The sequence below is a fragment of the Streptomyces cinnabarinus genome (genome assembly GCF_027270315.1).
GTDB classification, from domain to species: domain Bacteria; phylum Actinomycetota; class Actinomycetes; order Streptomycetales; family Streptomycetaceae; genus Streptomyces; species Streptomyces cinnabarinus.
The window spans coordinates 8,189,904-8,208,414 of record NZ_CP114413.1; the positions used below are offsets into that span (position 1 = coordinate 8,189,904).

At 71.7% G+C, this 18,511-nt stretch carries 14 protein-coding genes; 2 read left to right on the forward strand and 12 right to left on the reverse strand.

Translation table 11 applies throughout. The annotated features are described in order from the left end of the window. Window positions 1–72 precede the first annotated feature (72 nt). The 3 genes from STRCI_RS36980 to STRCI_RS36990 form a co-directional block, all read right to left on the reverse strand. Window positions 73–768, reverse strand: coding sequence for an alpha/beta fold hydrolase (locus tag STRCI_RS36980; RefSeq protein ID WP_269663357.1), 696 nt, complete (start codon window positions 766–768; stop codon window positions 73–75). Continuing rightward, window positions 765–2,330 (reverse strand): purine-cytosine permease family protein, encoded by a 1,566-nt coding sequence (locus STRCI_RS36985; RefSeq protein ID WP_269663358.1) that lies wholly within the window; start codon window positions 2,328–2,330, stop codon window positions 765–767. The genes STRCI_RS36980 and STRCI_RS36985 overlap by 4 nt, the downstream gene beginning before the upstream one ends. 163 nt (window positions 2,331–2,493) lie before the next feature. After that, window positions 2,494–3,066 carry a hypothetical protein gene (locus tag STRCI_RS36990; protein WP_269663359.1) on the reverse strand — a complete coding sequence of 191 codons (573 nt, stop codon included), beginning with the start codon at window positions 3,064–3,066 and terminating at the stop codon, window positions 2,494–2,496. Between the two features lie 324 nt (window positions 3,067–3,390). Between STRCI_RS36990 and STRCI_RS36995 the strand changes: the two genes are divergently transcribed. Beyond that, window positions 3,391–3,831: a subtilase-type protease inhibitor gene (locus tag STRCI_RS36995; RefSeq protein WP_269663360.1), complete on the forward strand. Its 441-nt coding sequence runs from the start codon at window positions 3,391–3,393 to the stop codon at window positions 3,829–3,831. Window positions 3,832–3,980: 149 nt separating this feature from the next. Here the strand turns inward: STRCI_RS36995 and STRCI_RS37000 are convergent, their stop codons facing one another. The 8 genes from STRCI_RS37000 to STRCI_RS37035 all read right to left on the reverse strand — a co-directional run bounded on the left by STRCI_RS37000 (window position 3,981) and on the right by STRCI_RS37035 (window position 14,654). Further along, complete coding sequence (locus STRCI_RS37000) at window positions 3,981–4,781, reverse strand: VOC family protein (RefSeq protein WP_269663361.1); 801 nt, start codon at window positions 4,779–4,781, stop codon at window positions 3,981–3,983. Between the two features lie 152 nt (window positions 4,782–4,933). Further along, a complete protein-coding gene (locus STRCI_RS37005; RefSeq protein ID WP_269663362.1) occupies window positions 4,934–5,941 on the reverse strand; it encodes a Ppx/GppA family phosphatase in 1,008 nt (335 codons plus the stop codon). Window positions 5,942–6,080: 139 nt separating this feature from the next. After that, window positions 6,081–7,583: an MFS transporter gene (locus STRCI_RS37010; RefSeq protein ID WP_269663363.1), complete on the reverse strand. Its 1,503-nt coding sequence runs from the start codon at window positions 7,581–7,583 to the stop codon at window positions 6,081–6,083. Window positions 7,584–7,712: 129 nt separating this feature from the next. Then, window positions 7,713–10,529 (reverse strand): NHLP bacteriocin export ABC transporter permease/ATPase subunit, encoded by a 2,817-nt coding sequence (locus STRCI_RS37015; protein ID WP_269663364.1) that lies wholly within the window; start codon window positions 10,527–10,529, stop codon window positions 7,713–7,715. A gap of 1 nt (window position 10,530) precedes the next feature. Then, entirely contained in the window at window positions 10,531–12,753 is a 2,223-nt protein-coding gene (locus tag STRCI_RS37020; RefSeq protein ID WP_269663365.1) for an NHLP family bacteriocin export ABC transporter peptidase/permease/ATPase subunit, read from the reverse strand. After that, window positions 12,750–13,556 (reverse strand): HlyD family efflux transporter periplasmic adaptor subunit, encoded by an 807-nt coding sequence (locus STRCI_RS37025; RefSeq protein ID WP_269663366.1) that lies wholly within the window; start codon window positions 13,554–13,556, stop codon window positions 12,750–12,752. The genes STRCI_RS37020 and STRCI_RS37025 overlap by 4 nt, the downstream gene beginning before the upstream one ends. Before the next feature lie 73 nt (window positions 13,557–13,629). Further along, complete coding sequence (locus STRCI_RS37030; protein ID WP_269663367.1) at window positions 13,630–13,845, reverse strand: type A2 lantipeptide; 216 nt, start codon at window positions 13,843–13,845, stop codon at window positions 13,630–13,632. A gap of 395 nt (window positions 13,846–14,240) precedes the next feature. Beyond that, window positions 14,241–14,654: a PaaI family thioesterase gene (locus STRCI_RS37035; protein WP_269663368.1), complete on the reverse strand. Its 414-nt coding sequence runs from the start codon at window positions 14,652–14,654 to the stop codon at window positions 14,241–14,243. Window positions 14,655–14,843: 189 nt separating this feature from the next. Between STRCI_RS37035 and STRCI_RS37040 the strand changes: the two genes are divergently transcribed. Next, window positions 14,844–16,217 carry a S1 family peptidase gene (locus STRCI_RS37040; RefSeq protein ID WP_269663369.1) on the forward strand — a complete coding sequence of 458 codons (1,374 nt, stop codon included), beginning with the start codon at window positions 14,844–14,846 and terminating at the stop codon, window positions 16,215–16,217. Between the two features lie 121 nt (window positions 16,218–16,338). On the opposite strand, the gene STRCI_RS37045 is transcribed toward STRCI_RS37040, so the two are convergent. Beyond that, window positions 16,339–18,486, reverse strand: coding sequence for a SpoIIE family protein phosphatase (locus STRCI_RS37045; RefSeq protein ID WP_418953408.1), 2,148 nt, complete (start codon window positions 18,484–18,486; stop codon window positions 16,339–16,341). Window positions 18,487–18,511 lie beyond the last annotated feature (25 nt).

An 18,511-nucleotide genomic window follows, 5' to 3' on the forward strand; every position in this document is an offset into this window, starting at 1 on the left:
CGTCGGTCCGCCCCTCGTCGTTGAGAACGCGCAGTACGCAGACCATACCGACCGGTAGGCAGGGGTGGTGGGTCAGGTGCCCTTCGTCGACGCCGCCAGGATCCCGGCGAGTTCGCGGGGCCGCGAGAACATCGGCCAGTGCCCGGTGTCGAGATCGACCAGGTTCCAGCGCTCGCTCTTCAGCACCTCGGCCGCCGCGCCCCACGGCTCCTCGCCGTCGAGCAGGCACTTGACGTACGTGCCGGGCAGTTCGCCGAACGGGCGGGTGAGGACCGCCGGTTCGGTGAGCGTGGCGCCGGGGTGCGCGGTGGCACCGGCGACGAGCCTCGCCACCTGGTCGTCCGTCAGCCCCTGGCCGGCGAACTCGGCCGGGTCGGGGCACGGCCAGAAGCCGTCGTGCGCGGCGATGGCCTCCCGCACGAAATCGCTCGGCCAGCCGGCGAGGAACGACTCGCCGTCGACCGGGACGTTGGCGTCGACGAGTACCACCCGCCCCAGCCGGTCACCGATCCGTTCCGCCGCCTGTCCGACCGGCACACCCGAGTAACTGTGTCCGACCAGGACGACCTCCCGCAGATCGAGGCGCTCCACCTCCTCGACGATGTCCTGGACATGGGTCTGCAGCCCGGCCGGGACGCCCCGCTTCTCGGCGAGGCCCGAGAGCGTCAGCGGATACGCCTCATGTCCGGTGGCGCGCAGCTCCGCCGCCACCTCGTCCCACGCCCACGCTCCGAGCCACGCACCTGCTACTAGTACGAATCGCGTCATGCCCGCAACGTAGCCGAGGGGTCTGACAACGGTGACCCGTCGCCCGGCCCGGTGATCGGCGGGACCGGGGTGTCGACCGTACGGGCCAGCCGCGCGCCCTCGGGCCCGTAGACCGCCCGGGGTTCGGGGAACAGCCGCAGCAACGCCAGGAACAGCACGGCGGCCACCGCCATGGAGAGCGGCAGGCTGATGTCGACACCGTTCGCGAGATCGCCGAACGGGCCGACGAACTGGCCGGGGATGTTGGTGAAGAGCACCCCGAGCAGCGCCGAGACCCACCAGGCGGTCATGCCGCGCCAGTTCCAGCCGTGCGCGAACCAGTACCGGCCGCCGCGCTGACGGCGGTTGAAGACCTGGAGCGCGTCCGGGTCGTACCAGCCGCGCCGAGTCCAGAAGCCCAGCATCATCACGACCATCCACGGCGTGGTGCAGGTGATGATCATCGTGGCGAAGGTGGAGATCGACTGGACCAGGTCCAGGGCGAACCGCCCGATGAAGATGAACCCGATGGCCAACGCGCCGACCAGCACGGTCGCCTGCACCCGCGACAGCCGCGGGAACACCGAGGAGAAGTCGAGACCGGTGCCGTACAGCGCCGTCGTGCCCGTCGACATGCCGCCGATCAGGGCGATCAGGCAGACCGGCAGGAAGTACCAGCCGGGGGAGACGGCGAGCAGTCCGCCGACGAAGTCCGGGGCGGCCGGATCGACGTACTCCGGCGCCTTGCCGGCGATGATGCTCGCGGTCGTCAGGCCGAAGAGGAACGGCAGCAGGGTGGCGATCTGCGACAGGAACGCGGCGCCGATCACCTTGCGGCGCGGGGTGCTCGCCGGGATGTAGCGCGACCAGTCGCCGAGGAACGCCCCGAACGACACCGGGTTGGACAGCACGATCAGCGCCGCGCCGATGAAGGAGGGCCAGAACAGCGAGCGCGTCGCGGCGTCGGCGGAGTCGGTGAACACGCCCGCGTACGACGGATCGAAGTCACCGGCGAAGGCCACCGCGCCGAGCACGAACAGCAGGCTCGCGGAGATCACGGCGACCTTGTTGACGAAGAGCATGAACCGGAAGCCGTACACGCACACCGCGAGGACGAGACCGGCGAACAGGGCGTAGGCGACGACGTACGACAGGTTCCCGCGGCTCAGGCCGAAGAGCCGGTGGGCGCCGCCGACCAGGGCGTCGCCGGAGCTCCACACCGAGATCGAGAAGAAGGCGACCGCGGTCAGCAGGGAGAGGAACGAGCCGACCACCCGGCCGTGCACGCCGAGGTGCGCGGAGGAGGAGACGGCGTTGTTGGTGCCGTTGACCGGGCCGAACACGGCCATCGGGCAGAGGATCAGCGCACCCGCGACCACTCCGAGGAGAGTGGCGGCCAGGCCCTGCCAGAAGGAGAGCCCGAACAGGATCGGGAAGGCGCCGAGGACGCAGGTGGAGAAGGTGTTGGCGCCGCCGAAGGCGAGCCGGAACAGATCCAGCGGGGTGGCGGTGCGGTCGGCGTCGGGGATGCGGTCGACGCCGTGGGTCTCGACCTCGGTGAGGGAAGGGGGAGTCGGGGACAACGTGGGCTCCAGCGGCGGGGCGGGCGGTGGAGCGCGGGGTGGCGCGACGGCGGGGAGGGGGACGGCCGGTCGCCGGCGCGGGGGTGTGCGCGGCGAGGGGAGGCCGTCCCTCAGGGATCTGCCGACCGTACGGGGTTGGTCAAGTCTTCAACCAGGTGGTGATTCATCCATTCTTCGGTTCGTCGGTGGATGATTCGTCCGTCGACGGCCCGGCTTCGGCGTCCGGGCCCTGGGCGCGGACCCGCTGGACGTGCTCCAGGGACTCGCGCAGCTCGGTGAGCCAGTCGTCGGTGTGGTGCTGGACCAGCCGGACGCACCAGGCGAGGGCCTCGCTGCGGCTGCGGGCCACCCCGCCCGCGATCAGCGTGTCCAGCACCTGCCGCTCCGGCTGCCGCAGCCGGGTCATCACGGGCGCCGCGACATGCGTGAACAGTGCGCGTTCGGGGCCGCACTCCACACCCCAGGAGACCTTGCGGTCGAACCGGTGCTCGGCCTCCCGGGCCACCGCCATCCGGTCCTGCCGGGTGCGCTCCCGGAACTCCTGGATCCGTGCCTGTACGGCCGCGTCCCGCTCGGCGTCCGAGGCGTCCTCGGCGAGCCGGGGTGCGGGGATGCGGCCGATCACCGTGATCTCCTCGCGGTCGACCGTCACCTCGGTCAGCCGCTCGAAGAGATCGTCGGGCAGGCGGCCGGCGAACCAGCCGCGCAGCTTCTCTCGTTGTTCGCTCGTAATCATGTAATGACGATTACTCCGCTCGAACATGAACACAAGGGGGTGTGGAGGGATCGGCCGAGAGCGGAATCGGAATGTTTCAGGCCTATTAAGGAACACCCTGAATTCGGCCACTTGGCTGCTTCGGGCGATCAAGAACGGCCAACCCAAGGGGTTGGAACGTTCGAATTCCGTTACTTCACGCCACTGATTCAACACGCAAGGTTACTGAAACGCATGGGTTCGATGTGTGTTCCGGCGGCGGACTCGGCAGACTCGCGGTCGCCGGTTCCGGCCCGATCGGGCGGACTCCGGCACACCCCCGATTCGAGCGGAAGGATGCACACAATGCGGAACACCGCGCGCTGGGCAGCGACCCTCGGCCTGACGGCCGCCGCCGTCTGCGGCCCCCTCGCCACGGCCGCCCCCGCGGCCCCCGGCCCCGCGCCCGCCTCGCTCTACGCCCCCTCGGCGCTGGTGCTCACCGTGGCACACGGTGAGAGCGCGGCGCTCGCCGCCCCGGAGCGCGCCGTCACCCTGGTCTGCGCCCCCGGAGCCGGAGCCTCCGGCACGCACCCGGCGGCCGGTGAGGCGTGCGCCGAACTACGCGCCGCCCAAGGGGACTTCGACGCGCTCGCGAGCGCCGACAACATGATGTGCACCAGGGAGTACGACCCCGTCGTCGTCACGGTCGACGGCGTCTGGCGGGGTCAGCGGGTCTCGTACGAGCGGACCTACTCCAACGAGTGCGTGAAGAGCTCCCTCGGCGCGAGCGTCTTCGCGTTCTGAGGGACCGGGATCGCACGGTCTCCGTGAACAAGCGCAGCGGCCCGTGGCTGGGGAGCGCGGGTCCTGTCTCGGAGCCGGTGATCCTGTCTCGGGGGCCGGCCGGGCGGAGTGGGGCCGCCCGGCCGGCACCTCGCGTTCAGCCCTCGGGATCAGCTCTCGAGGGGCTTCAGCACCACGAAGTCCGCGCCCGACGGGTCCACGCACACGGCGAGCCGGCCCACGCCCTCGGCGTCCTCGGGCCCCATCTGCACGGTGCCGCCGCTCGCGGTGACCCGGGCGATCGCCGCGTCGCAGTCCTCGACGTTGAAGACCGGGTGCCAGTACGGCTTCCCGTTGTTGAGGGCGAGGGCTTCCTCGGGCAGGGGCATGATGCCGCCCTGCATCCGCTCCTCGGGCAGCCCCTCCGGGGTGATCAGGGAGTACGCGCCGGCGTCGTCCGGCAGTGCCATGTCGCTGTACGACCAGCCGAAGACATCGCCGTAGAACTTCTTCGCCGCGTCGGCGTCACTGGTGTACAGCTCGGTCCAGGACAGCGAGCCCGGCTTTTCCACGAGTTCCATGCCCGCGTCCGTGCCGGGCTGCCAGACGGCGAACTGACCGCCCTGCGGATCGTTGAACTGGGCCATCCGGCCCCAGTCGCCGAGGTCCCGCGGCGGGACCCGCACCGTGCCGCCCGCCTTCTCGACCGCCTGGGTGGTGGCGTCGGCGTCGGCGACGTTGTAGTAGATCATCCAGGCCGATCGGGCGCCCTCCTCGGTGAGCTTGCCGAGCCCCGCGACGGTCTTGCCGTCCCGGCGGAACATTCCGCCTTCCATGTCCTCGCCGCCGCCCTCCATGGGCTCGTACTGCCAGCCGAGCACGGTGCCGTAGAAGGCCGCGGCGGCGGGCACGTCGGGTGCGCCGAGGTCGAGCCAACAGGGGACGCCGGGGGTGGGTTCGGTGGTGATCATGAGGTTTCCCTTCACTGTTCCGTGCCACGCCAGCCTGGCACCGGCCCGGCGCGCACGCACGACAGGACGGGCAGCAGGTCCGCCTTTCGAAGGGCAGACCCGGCGGACCCGCGAAACTCATCGCTCCGCCGCCGACTTCCTTGTTTCACCCCTCAGGTGGCCGCGCCCGCCAGGCGCAGCGGCACCGGATCGGGCGGCGCCGGGGCCTCGTCCAGGCGGGCGACCTGGGACCACCAGGTAGCGCCGTCCTCGATGTGGCGCAGGAGGACTCCCTCCCGGATGGCCCAGGGGCAGACGGTGAGGGTTCTCAGGCCCGTCAGCTTCATCGCCGTGTGGGCCACTACCGCTCCGGCCAGGCTCTGGGCCGCGCGCGGCGCGGAGATGCCGGGCAGCAGGGCGCGGTCGAGGGCGGGCAGCGCGGCCAGCCGGTCGGCGGCCCCGCGCAGGTCGCGGCGGTGCAGAAGGCGTTCGACGAACGGGCCGTCACGGCCGGGCGCGGCCCCGCACAGGCGGCCGAGCTGCTGGAGCGTCCGCGAGGTCGCCACCGCCGTACGCGGGCCCTCCCAGCGGATCCGGGCCGCCACGTCCCGCAGCTGATGGCGGACCTTGCGGCGCAGCGCCCGGACCTGCTCGGGATCCGGTGGATCGTCGCCGTCGAAGAACTCATGGGTCAGCCGTCCCGCGCCGAGCGGCAGCGAGGCCGCGAAGTCCGGCAGCCTGCCGCGGCCGAAGGCCACCTCCAGCGAGCCGCCGCCGATGTCCAGCAGCGCGAGCGGCCCCGACCGCCAGCCCATCCACCGCCGCGCCCCGAGGAACGTCAGCTCGGCCTCCAGCTCGCCCGGCAGGGTGCACAGATCCACCCCGGTCCGCGCCCGGACCTCGCGCAGCACCTCGGCCCGGTTCGGGGCGGCCCGCACCACGGCCGTCGCGAAGGCCGGCGGCTCGGCCGCGCGCCACCGGGCCGCGGTCCGGCTCGCCTCGGCGACCGCGCCGACCAGTCGCTCGACGGCCTCCTCCGGAATCGCGTCCCCCGGACGGACATGTTCGGCCAGTCGCAGCCGCCACTTGGCGGTGTGCACCGGCAGCGGGACACCGTCCTGGGCGTCCGCCACCACCAGCCGGACCGTGTTCGAACCCACATCCACCACGCTGATTCGCATGGCCACGTCGTTACCCGATTCCCGCCCCGGCGAACGGAGAGCGCTTCATCGACGATCAGATCCGGCCGATCGCACGGACGAGGGGCCGCCGTCTCCCTGCGGACGGCGGCCCCTCCGCGGCTCCTGCGGACCGCGACGGTCACATGTGTACGACGGGTGCGGCCTCGGCGTCCTGCTCCGGCACCCCGCGCCGGAAGAGGAAGAGGGAGATCACCGCGCCCGCGGCGAACAGGCCCGCCGACCACCAGAAGGCGGTGGTGTAGCTTTCGATCGTCGCCTGGGCCTGCACCAGCTTGCTGGTGGCGTCCCGGCCGGAGAGGTAGTCCGTCGCCGCGCTCGCGGCGAGGGTGCTCAGTAGCGCCGTACCGATCGAACCGCCCACCTGCTGCATGGCGTTGACGGTCGCGGAGGCCACGCCCGCGTCCTCGGCCGCCACTCCGCCGGTGGCCAGCTGCATCGCGGGCGGCATCACCAGGCCGAGGCCGGCGCCGATGATGATCAGCTGCGGCAGCACGGCCGTCAGATAGTCGGAGCCGACGCCGATCCCGCTCAGCCAGGCCATGCCCGCGGTGGCGACGGCGAAGCCCAGCGGCAGCACGATCTTCGGGCCGATCCGCGGCACCAGGACCGTGGTGCCGAGCTGTGCGGTGACCATCAGCGCGCCGACCATCGGCAGGAAGGCGACACCCGTCCTCGTCGGGCTGAAGCCGAGGTTGAGCTGGAGGTAGTAGGTCAGGAAGAGGAACACGCCGAACATGCCCGCGCCGGTGATCAGCACCGTGAGGAACGAGGCCGCGCGGTCGCGGTCGAGCAGGATCCTGAGCGGCAGCAGCGGGTGCGCGGCCTTGGTCTGCCACCAGGTGAAGGCTGCCAGCAGCACCCCGCCCGCGAGCAGGAAGCCCCAGGTCAGCGGGGAGTTCCAGTCATGGGACTCGGCGTTGGAGAAGCCGTAGACCAGGGCGAACAGACCGGCGGCGACCAGGATCGTGCCCGGCACGTCCAGCTTGGAGTTCGCGGCGTCACGGTGGTTGGAGAGCAGCAGCCAGCCGCCGGCCAGGGCGACGAGGGCGATCGGCACGTTCACGTACAGCGTCCAGCGCCAGTCCAGCGCGTCGGTCAGTATCCCGCCGAGCAGCAGGCCCACCGCGCCACCGGCACCGGCGATGGCGCCGTACACGCTGAACGCCTTGGCGCGCTCGCGGGCGTCGGTGAACGTGGTGTTGAGCAGCGAGAGCGCGGCGGGCGCGAGCAGGGCGCCGAAGGCCCCCTGGAGGGCGCGGGCGGTGACCAGCATCTCGAAGCTGGTGGCGGCACCGCCGAGCGCGGAGGCACCGGCGAAGCCGATCACACCGATCAGGAAGGCGGGCTTGCGGCCGAAGAGGTCCGCTATCCGGCCGCCGAGCAGCAGCAGCGAGGCGAACGCCAGCGCGTACGCCGTGACGATCCACTGCCGGTTGCCGTCGGTGAAGCCGAGGTCGGCCTGGGCCGAGGGCAGGGCGATGTTCACGATGGTGGCGTCCAGCACCACCATGAGCTGGGCCACGGCGACGATCGCGAGGATCCACCAGCGCTTGGCCGAGGCGGCCCGCGGCTCCTGCGCGGCGCCCACGGGCGCGCTGTCGGTCAGGGTCTTCTGGGACATGGGGAAACCACTCCAGGGAACGTCGTTCCGGCCGCGTCACGTCAGGAACGAAACGGTTTCGTACACATCGAGGCTAGAGCAGATTCAGCGAAACGGCAACGTTTCGCTGGGGAGGTCCCGGCGGGCGGCTCAGGCCAGCTGGCGGCGAACCAGCTCGTGCAGTCGGCCAGTGGTGTCGGCCAGGAGTTCGGCGGGCGCGCCCTGCTGGGCCACCTTCCCGTCCTCCATCACGATCACCCGGTCCGCGTCCAGGACGGTCGACAAACGATGTGCGATCACGACCCGCGTCGCGTTCAGCGCCTTCGTGCTCTCGATCACCGTCCGCTGGGTCTCGTTGTCCAGCGCGCTGGTCGCCTCGTCGAAGAAGAGGATGCGCGGGCGGCGGATCAACGCCTGGGCGATCATCAGGCGTTGGCGCTGGCCGCCGGAGATCGCGCCGCTGCCCGCGACGATGGTGTGCAGGCCCATCGGCATGCGCTTGATGTCCTCGGCGAGCCCCGCCAGCTCGGCCGCCGCCATCGCCTCCTCCGGGGTGTACGGCTCGGTGCCGCAGATGACGTCCAGGATGGACCCGGTGAACGGCTGCGCGTGCTGGAGGACGACACCGCATTGGCGGCGTACCGCCGACTGGTCCAGCGCCGCCAGGTCCTGGCCGTCGTACAGGACACTGCCCGAGACCGGTTTGTCGAAGCCGATCAGCAGGCGCAGGAGGGTCGATTTTCCGCAGCCGCTCGGGCCGACGATCGCCACGAACTCGCCCTGGCGGACCGAGAAGGAGACGTCGTCCAGGACCAGGGGACCGTCGTCGGAGTAGCGGAAGGACAGGCGGCGGGCCTCCATGGCTCCGGTCAGCGGGCCGGGGCGGGTGCTGGCCGTGCGGACCTCCGGGGTGGCCTCCAGTACCGGCTTGATCTCCTCGTACAGCGGCAGCGCGGCCACCAGCGACACGAACGCGCCGGTGATCTGGGTGACCGCGGTCAGCAGCATCGTCACCGAGGTGAGGAAGGTGAGGAACGCCGCCGCCGACATCGAACCGCGCGCCGGGCCCGCCAGCAGCATGAACATCAGCAGGCTGCACAGCGGCAGATACACCGAGCCCAGCACCGCGCTCAGGTTCTTGATCCGGCCGACCTTCTGCTGGAGCTCCCGGCTGCGGGCGAACTGCGCGGCCCAGGCGGCGTACGCGTAGTTCTCCGCCGCCGCCACCCGTAGCTTGGGCAGTCCGCGCAGGGTCTGGAACGCCTGGTTGTTGAGCTTGTTGCCGAGCACGACCAGACGCCGCTGCCAGCGCACCTGCCAGAGACCAAGGCCCAGGAACACCGCGGCGATGACCACCAGCATGCCGATCGCCGCGAGCGCCATCGGGACGCTGAACCAGAGGAGCAGGCCCAGGTTCATCGCTCCGACCGTGACCGACTGGGCGACCGTGGGGCCGACTCCCGCCAGCAGACGGCGGATCGCGCTGACGCCCATCGCCGCGCTCGCCAGCTCTCCGGTCGAGCGCTGGGTGAAGAACTTCGTCGGGAGCCGCAACAGCCGGTCCCAGACGGCCGGTTGGAGGGTCGCCTCGATCCGGCCCTCAAGACGCAGGATGGTCAGGTTCTGCATCAGCATGAAGGCCGCCGCCACCACGCCGCTGACCATCACCGCCAGACACACCTGCACGATCAGACCGGTCTGCGCCTTCGGCACGAACTGGCCGAGCACCTTGCCCGTCGCGATCGGCACGAGCGCCCCGATCGCGACCGTCACCAGCCCGCTGATCAGCAGGTTCGTCAGATCGCCGCCGGTGCCCCGCAGGGTGAACCTGAGCAGCCTCAGCGGGCTGAGCGCACGGTCGGGCAGCGGCCGGTAGAACATCACCGCACGCGGCTCGAACTCCTCCGCGTTGGCCTTCTCGATCGGGGTCTCCCGGCCGGTCGCCGGGTGCACGGCGACATAGCCGCCGCGCCGCCACAGCAGGGCGACCGGCGCCCCGGACAGCGCGCGATGGCCCACCAGCGGGCCGACGTTGTCCCGCCACCAGCGGCCGTCGAGAAGGACCGCACGGGTGCGGACGCGGGAGGCGAGGGCCACCCGCTCCACCGGGTCGAGCCGGTCGCTCTCGGTGCCGTTCTGCGCGGGCCCGGCCAGCGCGATTCCGGCCGCCTCGGCGACCAGTCTGCAGGCCGCGTAACTGGCGTCCGCGTCGGCGGCCGTGGTCCGCGGCCCGGAGCGCTTGCCGATCGACGCCAGCAGCGTCCGGTCGGCCTGGGCGCGCACCGCCTCACCGGCCTTGATGCCCTCCGCGGTGCGCGTCTCGTGGGTGCGCTCCACCTGCTCGATCCACCGGTCCAGGGTGGTGAGCAGGCGGTACTGCTGATCCACCATGGACTGCCAGACCGCCGGGTCCATCAGCAGATCGGCGGCGGCCTCCTGCCCGTACAGCGAGCCGTACCGGACGCTGCCGGGCGGCACCTGCATCCAGAAGACGTCGTCGTCGGTGAGTTCCGCGGCCCGCTCGTTCGCCGTCGGCGCCTGGAACAGGATCGACAGGCTGCGGCCGACGCCGAGCGCGAGGGCGTACTCCAGCGGGCTGGTCGTCGGCGGGACGTACTGCGGGTTGCCGTACTCGTCGTAGGACCAGGTCTGGGTCTGGGCGGGCTGGTACAGCTCGCGCAGTCCGATGCGGTGCACCACGCAGTCCCGGAGCGGGCGCGCCACCAGGGTGTGCTGCGGTCCCGCGACCGGGCCGAGCAGCAGCGAGCCCGCCTCCAGACGGCCCAAGTGGTGCCAGTGGCCCTGCTGTTCGGCGTCGACCGCGAACAGGTCCACCGCGCCGGCCGCCACCAGCCACACCACCTGCGGGCCTTCGAGGTCGAGGCGGTTGAACCCGGCGCAGTCGATCCGCGAGCCGAGCTGCCCGAACGCGTTCAGGACGAGGTCGCCCTCGTGTACGGCCGTCATCTCACCGCTCCCTGACCAGCGCCGCGTACGCGCCGCCGCGCGCCACCAGCTCCTCGTGCCGACCGCGCTCCACGATCGTGCCGTGCTCCAGTACGACGATCTCGTCGCTGTCGCGCACGGTGCTCAGCCGGTGCGCGATCACCACACAGGCGCAGCCACGCCTGCGCAGGTTGTCCATGACGACGAGTTCGGTCTCGGCGTCCAGAGCGCTGGTCACCTCGTCGAGGACGAGGATGCTGGGCCTGCGCACCAACGCCCGCGCAATCTCCAGGCGTTGCCGCTGCCCGCCGGAGAAGTTGCGGCCGTCCTGCTCGACCCGGCTGTGGATGCCACCGGGCCGGCGCGTCACCACGTCGTACAGGGCCGCGTCCCTGAGCGCCTCGATCACCGCGTCGTCCGGGACGGACGGGTCCCACAGCGCCACGTTGTCCCGGACGGTGCCCTCGAACAGGAACACGTCCTGGTCGACGAAGGAGACGGAGGAGGCGAGGGCGCCGCGCGGTATGTCCTCCATCCGCTGTCCGTCGATCCGGATCACGCCCTCCCACGGCGCGTACAGACCGGAGATCATCCGGGACACGGTGGACTTGCCGCTGCCCGAGCCGCCGACCAGGGCGACCTGCTGCCCCGGTCCGACGGTCAGGTCGAAGCCGGTCAACAGGGGCTTGTCCAGCGGGTTGTAGCCGAAGGTGATGTTCTGGAGCTCCACATGCCCGTGCAGCCGACGGGTGGAGTCGGCGCCGCCGCGACGGCCGTAGAGCGGGTCCGCCTGGAAGTTCTCCACGTCCTTCAGCCGGGCCACGTCGGCCGCGAAGTCCTGGATCCGGCCCGCGACGCCGTTGAGCCGGGTCAGCGGGGCGGTGAACCGGGTGACCAGGGCCTGGAACGCGACCAGCAGGCCGACGGATATGTGTCCTTCGACCGCGCGCATCCCGCCGATCCACAGGATCAGCGCGCTGTTCAGCGTGGCCAGCGTCGGCGCGACCACGCCCAGCCAGGCGCTCGGCACCCCGAGGCGCTGCTGCTCCTCCAGGGTGGTGGCGTGCTGCCCGGCCCACTTGCGGAAGTAGCCGTCCTCGCCGCCGGTCGCCTTCATCGTCTCGATCAACTGCAGGCCGGTGTAGGCGGTGTTGGTCAGCCGGGCACTGTCCGCGCGCAGCTTCGCGGTACGGGTCGCGCGCAGCCGGATCACCACCCGCATCGCCACGATGTTCAGCAGCGCCACGCCGATGCCGACGAAGGTGAGCTGCGGGTCGTAGGTGTAGAGCAGCACGGCGTACAGGACGACGACCACCGCGTCCACGCCCGCCGCGGCCAGATCGCGGGCCAGGGTCTCGGCGACCGCGTCGTTGGACTGGAGGCGCTGGACCAGGTCGGCGGGGCTGCGCTGAGAGAAGAAGGTCACCGGCAGCCGCAGCAGATGGCGCAGGAAGCGGGCGCTGGAGAGGGTGGAGGAGATGATCCGGCCGCGCAGCAGGTTCGCCTGTTGCAGCCAGGTCAGGACGACGGTGAGGAGGACGGACGCGCCCATCGACGCGAACAGCACGCCGAGCAGGGAGGTCTGGCCGCCGATCAGGAACATGTCGATGTAGGTGCGGCTGAGCGCGGGCACGGCCGCGCCGACCACGACGAGGAGCAGGCTCGCCAGCACCGCCGCGGGCATCGTGCCCGCGGTGCCGCGCAGCCGGGCGGGCATCGCGCCGAGCACACCCGGCTTGCGGCCGCCCTTGCTGAAGCCCTCGCCGGGCTCCATCACCAGCACGACGCCGGTGAAGCTGCCGTCGAAGTCCTCCATCGGCACGAAACGGCGGCCCTTGCCGGGGTCGTTGATGTAGACCCCGCGGCGGCCGAAGCGGCGCCCCATGCCGTCGTAGACGACGTAGTGGTTGAACTCCCAGAACAGCACGGCCGGGGTCTTCACTCCGGCGAGGGCGGCCGTGTCCATCTGCATGCCCTTGGCCGTCAGACCGTAACTGCGGGCCGCCTTCAGCAGGTTGCTTGCACGCGAGCCGTCCCGGGAGACACCGCACGCGATGCGCAGCTCCTCCAGCGGGACGTGCTTGCCGTAGTGGCCGAGGACCATCGCCAGGGAGGCGGCGCCGCACTCCACGGCCTCCATCTGGAGGACGGTGGGTGTGCGGACGGACTTCGCCTTCCCCTTGGGCACCGGGCGCTTCGGCGGGGCGGCGCGACGGCGGCCCCGCGTGTCCTGCGCGGCGCTCACGGCAGCAGCCAGTCGACGGGACGCTCGTCGGCGAGGCGCAGCGAGGCCTCGGCCAGGGTCATGGAGGTGAGGGAGAAGGGCGGGCCGTCGGCGGACGACCACCGGTAACCGCTCTTCGTGTCCGCGGACTTGTCCAGCTTCACCAGGACCGCCACCGGCCTGCCGTCCTTGGTGAACTGCTCGCCGAGCTGGCTGTCGCCGAGGAAGGAGGCGATGGACTGCGCGGACTGGGCGGAGCGGTCCACCGACTTCACATGGCCGCGCAGCACGCCGTACTCCTGGGTCGGTACCGACTGGACGGTGAGGTCCACGGCGGCGTCGTCGGGGATGGACGCCGCGTTCTCGGCGGGCACGTAGACCGTCGCGTACAGCGGGTCCCCGGCGCCCTTCACCTTCTCCACGGCGGCGACGTTCGCGCCGGTGGAGATGATCTGGCCGATGGTGGCGGCGAGCGCGGTGACCCGGCCCGCGGCGACCGTGCGCACGACCGTCTCGCCGTCGGCGGTACGGACCTTCAGGACGGGGGCGTCGGCGGGCAGCCGCTCGCCCTGCTCGGCGAGGACCGCGGTGACCTGCCCCGCGACCGGGCTCTGGAGGAGGTAACTGCCCTGCCCGTGGGTGAGGATGGCCGGCGCGCCGACCGTGGAGGTCACCGACCCGGTCACCGCCCATACGGACGCGGCCGCCATGACGACGACCGTCACGGACAGCACGAGCCAGCCCTGGGGCCGGGCGAAACGCACCGGAAGATCGAGCTCCTCCGGTGACTGGAGCTTGGCGAGGGCCTGTTGGCGGAACTGCACGGGACGTCCTTACGACACACGAAGAGCCCGGAGCCGGGTGCGGCTCCGGGACTCGACGTCACAAAAGGTGCGATCAGAGACCGGCGACCAGGTTCGTGACCGGCGCGGTGCTCAGGCCGGTGGCGCCCTCGACGGTGCCGACGACCGTGTCGACCAGGCCGGAGACCGGGGCGATGCCGTCCACCAGGCCGGTGACGGTGCCGAGGGCGTTCACGGAAAGGCCGCCGGAGACGTTGTCCAGCTCGGCGTCGGAGATCTCGACGGTCTCAACCTGGGGGGTGGAGTTCATGATGGAACTTCCCTTCGTATGGCTATTTCACAAGGGGAACGGGTGCCGTGGACGGCCCCCGCGGTGCGATGGATAAAAGCACGCTGCGGGCGGGCGCTTCCAATCAACCAGTGGCCTCACCTGGGCACTTGAGCCTCAGGGGCGTTCATCCGTGAGGGTCCGCGCACGGCTTGTCAGCGACTTCTTCACATGCGTCACGGCATCGGCTCGTGCGCGCTCTTGCGGGGTGGGAGGCGAAAGCGACACTCCCGCCCCAATGGTGTGACCGGCGGTAGCGGCTTGTGTGGGAGTCCGGTCCCCGGTGACTTGGTTGGGCATTCGATGTGCAGATTCGCTGAAGCCAGGATTCCGCTACGTGATCGCGACGGACTGTCGTCGGGCGGCGACGGTGCGTATCAGCCCAGGATCGCGTAGACCGTGCTCGCCCGGGCCGCGATCTCGCCCGTCCCGTCGTCGGTCATCGTGATGTCGGCGAACGCCATCCGGCGGCCCGACTTGGTGACGACCGCTTCGATCAGGACATCCGATCCGGACACCGCGCGCTGGAACGTGGTCGACTGCTGCACCGTCGTCATCGGCCCGTACGCCCCGCGAGCCGCCGACACGGCGAGCACGGTCGCGGTGTCGGCCGCGGCCATCAGGGCCTGGCCCGACAGCGCCCCGCCCTCCCGGGCCAGCCGCGGTGACCAGGGCAGACGCAGAATCGCGCGGTGCTCGTCCAAGCCCTCCACGGTCAGCCCCAGTTCGAGGACCCAAGGGGCGAAGTTGTCGGTGAGGATCTTGTCGGCTTCGGCGGTGGTCATCGTCATATGGGGGATTGTTCCCGTCGGCGGCCCCCAGGACGCGGCCCTTGGCCGAATCGGCGTTTCGACTGGGGCGCGGGGAAACGGAATTGAACGCCCCGAGTGACCCGTGCGTACCAGTGGCCATCCAGGCGCCCCGAACAGCCGTCGGACGAAACGGCGGCACGGTCCCCGTCCCCCAGGAGGTCGAGAAGGTTGAGTCACAAGCGAATGCCGAAGCGCAAGGCCGCGATAGCGGCGGGCGGTGTGGCGGCGCTCGGAGCGGCCGCGATCCTGCTGCCGAACGCCAACGCGTCCCAGGACGGCGGCTCGGACGACGCCGCAGCGCCCCGGACCCTGAAGGCGGCGGACGCCTCGGACCTCGCCTCACAGCTCGAGGGGCTGCTCGGCGACGCCTTCGCCGGCTCGTACTACGACGCCGACAACCAGCAGCTCGTCGTCAATGTCATCCCCGGCGACAACAACAACGTCATCGTGCAGGCGAAGAAGGCGGGCGCGAAGGTCCGCGAGGTCGACAACAGCCTCGCCGAACTGGACGCCGGCGCGCAGACCCTGAAGTCCGAGGCGACCATCGCAGGCACGTCCTGGGCCGTCGACCCGCGGACCAACAAGATCCTCGTCACCGCGGACAGCACGGTCACCGGCGCCAAGTGGGACCAGCTGGAGTCGACCGTGCAGAGCCTCGGCTCCGGCATGGCGACCATCAAGAAGTCCCAGGGCACCTTCAAGACCTTCCTCTCCGGCGGCGACGCCATCTTCGCGGGCGGGGCGCGCTGCTCGGCGGGCTTCAACGTCACCGCGGGCGACGGCTCCCCGGCCTTCCTGACGGCCGGTCACTGCGGGGTCGCGGCCGCCCAGTGGTCGGACGCCGAGGGCGGTGCCCCGATCGCCACCGTCGACGCGGCCACCGCCACCTTCCCGGGTGAGGGCGATTTTGCGCTCGTCAAGTACGACGACCCGGCGACCGAGGCGCCGAGCGAGGTCAACCTCGGCGACCAGACCGTCGCGATCAATCAGGCTGCCGAGGCCGAGGTCGGTCTCCAGGTGTTCCGGATGGGCAGCACCACCGGACTGAGCGACGGTCAGGTCCTCGGCCTCAACGCCACCGTCAACTACCCCGAGGGCACGGTCACCGGGCTCATCCAGACCGACGTCTGCGCCGAGCCCGGCGACAGCGGCGGCTCGCTGTTCACCCAGGACGGCCAGGCGATCGGCCTCACCTCGGGCGGCAGCGGTGACTGCACCGTGGGCGGCGAGACGTTCTTCCAGCCGGTCACGACCGCGCTGGAAGCAACCGGTGCGACGCTCGGCGCGGGCGACGCGGCGGGTGACGCGGGCGCCGGTGCGGGCGAGGAGGCCGGTGCCGGTGAAGAGGCGGGCGCCGGTGAGGAAGCCGGTGCCGGTGCGGGCGCCGGTGAAGAGGCCGGAGCCGGTGAGGACGCCGGTGCCGATCAGGACGCCGGTGCGGGCGAGGAGGCCGGAGCCGGTGAGGACGCGGGCCTCGGCGAGGAGGTCGGCGTCGGCGAGGAGGCCGGTGCCGACGACGCGGGCGTGAACGAGCAGCACTGACCCAGCGGTACCGCATCAGACCGGGTGGCCGGCCCTTCGGCGGGAGGGCCGGCCACCCACGCGTGCACGACTCGCGGCACCACGGGATCGGCCGCTGCCGTCGGCCAGCGGGACCGTCAGGTCACTGCTCCGCCCGCAGCAGCAGCACCGCCACATCGTCCAGCCGCCCCCGCGGCAGCGCGCGCGACTCCACGAGCCGGTCCGCCAGCTCGTCCAGCGGCACATCCCCGGCCTCGGCCAGCAACGTGCCCAGATCGGCGAGGGCGTCCTCGATGTCGGTGCCCGGCGACTCGATCAGGCCGTCGGTGTACAGCGCCAGGACGGATCCGGGCGCCAGGTCGACCTCCGTCGTCTGGTAGACGGCGGCGCCGTCGATGCCCAGCAGCGGACCCCCGGCCAGGTCGAGCACCCGTACCTTCCCGTCCGGCCGTCTCAGCAGCGGCGGCGGATGACCCGCCCGCGCCATCACGGCCCGCCCGTGCGCCGGGTCGAGACGCAGATACAGACAGCTCGCGAACAGATCGGCGCCCAGGTCGATCAGCAGCCGGTTGGTGCTGCGCATGACCTCCTCGGGCGGCTGCCCGACGGTCGTGTACGCCCGTACCGCCGTACGGATCTGCCCCATCAGACCGGCCGCCGTCACATTGTGGCCCTGTACATCCCCGATCACCGCCGCGGCCTCTCCCTGCGCGGGCACCAGGTCGTAGAAGTCGCCGCCGATGTCCATGCCCTGGGTCGCCGGCAGATAGCGGGCGGCCGCCTCGATCCCGGGCAGCGGGGGCAGGCTGTGCGGCAGCAGCGCCGCCTGGAGGCCGTGCGCCAGATGGTGCTTGGCGTCGTAGAGCACCGCCCGCTCCAGGGCCTGGGCGATCAGCCCGCCCACGCTCGTCAGCACCGCCCGCTCGTCGGCGGGGAAGGCATGCGGCTCGGCGTAGGCGAGCAGCACCGTGCCCACCGGGCGGCCCGAGGCGATCAGCGGCAGATACGCCCAGGCCGCGAACCCGTCCGGCGTGGCCTCCCGGACCGGATACAGCCGCTCCAGCTGCTGCCGGTCCTCGAAGAACGCCGGCACACCGGTGGTCAGGGCGTGGGTGCCCGGCGTGCGCTCGGTGAGCGGCAGCCCGTCGAACTGCTCCACGAAGCGCGCGTCCGGATAGCCGTGATGGCCGAGCACATGCAGCCGCCCCGCCCGGGAGCCCAGCACCACCAGCGCCTGGCTGCCGACGGCCGGGGCGATCTGGTCCGCGACCAGCTGCACCACGTCCTGCACACCCACCGCCTCGGTGAGCGCGCCGGCCAGGTTCAGCAGCTGGGACATGGTGACCAGCCGTGACGGCGCCTCACCGGTGGGCCGGTGCGCCCGGTTCATCTCGGCCACCGCACGGGCCCGGCTGATCCGGACGCTCAGCCCGTTGGTGCTCGGGTACAGCCGGAACGACAGCCAGTCGCCCGGCGGCCGCAGCGCCACGAAGGAGGTGCTCTGCTGGCTGAGCAGCGCGGCCCGGTAGCGGTCCTCGTAGACCGGATCGTTGAGCCAGGGCACCGACGCCCACAGCAGGGTCCCCAGCAGCTGGCTGACCGGGGCGCCGATCAGCTCGGCCGCCGCCGCGTTGGCGAAGCAGATCCGCCCGTGCAGATCCAGCGAGCACAGCCCGTACGGCAGCCGGGCCACCATCCGCGCCGACTCCACCGTGCCGAGCGTTCCGGCCGCCCCCGCGAGCGAGGGCGCGGAGAGCAGATCCGGTTCGGGCAGCAGCGGGACGCTGTCCTGCAGGGCGCGCGCCAGCCGGGCGGCGAGCCGGTCGCAGGCGGCCGTCAGATGGGTGCGCTCCCGCTCGGACAGATCGGGCGGGTGCGAACCCGGCCAGGTCACGAAGATCGCGCCGTAGGCCGTGGAGGCGGTCGCCACCGGCAGCGCCGCCAGCGCGAACGGGTACGGCAGCACCACCGAGATCCGCGGGTACAGCCGGGCCATGTCCTCCTCGCCGCCGACCCACACCAGCCGCCGCTCGCGCACCGCGTCGGCCACCGGGACCGGCGCGCTCAGCCCGACCCGTTCCCAGGGCGCCGAGAAGGCCCTGGGCAGCCCGGCCATCACCGCCATCTCCAGTACCGGCTCCTCGGCGGCCATCAGATAGACCGCGCCGGAGTGCGCGTGGACCTCGTCCATCATCGAGGCCAGCGCGAGGGACAGCAGCGGCCGGCCGACCCGCGTCCTGCTGCTGGTCGGTGCCTGGTCGGCCTCCTGCCCGTCGGGCACACCGACCACCTCCTTCTCCGGCCGGGCGACGGGT